General features: G+C 62.6%; 1 protein-coding gene. It reads right to left on the bottom strand.

The window, feature by feature from the left end; all coding sequences use genetic code 11:
• On the bottom strand, positions 1 to 1,772 hold a 1,772-nt coding region (gene xsc, locus QMZ18_RS36845; RefSeq protein WP_282611431.1), incomplete at its 3' end, for a sulfoacetaldehyde acetyltransferase.
• Positions 1,773 to 1,795 lie beyond the last annotated feature (23 nt).

The raw sequence follows: 1,795 nt of genomic DNA, 5'->3' as shown, positions 1-1,795 counted from the left end.
AGAGAAGGCTGTGGCCGCATGTCGTTGGGGTCGATGCCTGCGACGGCGACAGGTTTCTTCATGGCGTCGCGGCGGAACGGCTCGCCCAGCTCCTGGTTCAGGATCACCTCGATAAAGGTGGTGACACCCTGGCTCTGCGCGGCACAGGCCGTCTTCAGTGCAGAGGTTAGTTCCTCCTGCGAGGTGACCGTCACACCCTTCAGGCCACAGCCATCCGCAACCTTCGCGTAGCTCAGCTTCGGATCAAGCTCCGTGCCAACGAAGTTGTTGCTGTACCACAAGGTCGTGTTGCGCTTCTCGGCACCCCACTGGTAGTTCCGGAAGATCACCATGGTGATCGCCGGCCACTCGTCACGGCCGACCGAGGTCATCTCGTTCATGGAGATCCCGAAAGCACCGTCACCGGCAAAGCCCACAACCGGGGTCTCCGGACAGCCGATCTTCGCACCGATGATCGCCGGGAAACCATAGCCACAGGGACCGAACAGGCCCGGTGCCAGATATTTGCGGCCCTGATCGAAGCTCGGATAGGCGTTGCCGATCGCGCAGTTGTTGCCGATGTCGCTCGAGATGATCGCTTCCTTCGGCAGACCCGCCTGGATCGCACGCCAGGCCTGGCGCGGCGAAAGACGGTCCGCATCACGAACACGGGCATCTTCGTTCCAGCTGGTCCCCGGATCGTCGTCCTCGTGGTCCATCGAGCTCAGCGCCTGCAGCCAAGCCGACTTGGTCTGATGGATCGTGGCCTTACGGGCATCACGCTCCGCATCGCCCGCGGTCGGGGCAAGCTGCTCCAGGATCTGCCTGGCGACCATCTTGGCGTCGCCGCAGATACCCACGGAGACCTTCTTGGTCAGGCCGATACGGTCGGAGTTGATATCCACCTGGATGATCTTGGCTTCCTTGGGCCAGTAATCCATGCCGTAGCCCGGCAGGGTGGAGAAGGGATTGAGGCGCGTGCCAAGAGCCAGGACCACGTCGGCCTGCGCGATCAGCTCCATGCCGGCTTTCGAGCCGTTGTAGCCCAGCGGACCTGCCGCCAGCGGATGGCTGCCCGGGAAGCTGTCGTTGTGCTGGTAGCCGCTGCACACAGGGGCGTCCAGACGCTCGGCCAGAGCCACGCAGTCGGGGATGGCGTTGCCGATCACCACACCGGCGCCGGACAGGATCACCGGGAACTTGGCTTCCGACAGCAGGCGCGCGGCCTCAGCAATGGCGGTTTCGCCACCGGCCGGACGCTCAAGGCGGACGATCTGCGGCAGTTCCACGTCGATCACCTGGGTCCAGAAGTCACGCGGCACGTTCATCTGCGCCGGTGCGGAACCGCGGATGGCTTTCTCGATCACCCGGTTCAGGACCTCGGGAATGCGCGAGGCATCCCGGACTTCTTCCTGATAGCAGACCATGTCCCGGAACAGGGCCATCTGCTCGACTTCCTGGAAACCGCCCTGGCCGATGGTCTTGTTGGCCGCCTGCGGGGTCACCAGCAGCATCGGGGTGTGGTTCCAGTAAGCGGTCTTGATCGGCGTCACAAAGCCGGTGATGCCAGGGCCGTTCTGTGCAATCGCCATGGCCATCTTGCCGGTCGCGCGGGTGTAGCCGTCGCAGATCATGCCTGCGTTGGTCTCGTGCGCGCAGTCCCAGAAGCTGATCCCAGCCTTGGGAAACAGATCCGATACAGGCATCATCGCCGAACCGATAATCCCAAACGCATGCTCAATGCCATGCATCTGCAATACCTTCACAAAGGCTTCTTCCGTCGTCATCTTCATTGCTAAAATCCCTTCTTGTCGTC

This window comes from Pelagibius sp. Alg239-R121, from assembly GCF_947331435.1.
Taxonomy (GTDB): domain Bacteria; phylum Pseudomonadota; class Alphaproteobacteria; order Kiloniellales; family Kiloniellaceae; genus Denitrobaculum.
This window is presented reverse-complemented; position numbering and strand designations above follow the sequence as displayed.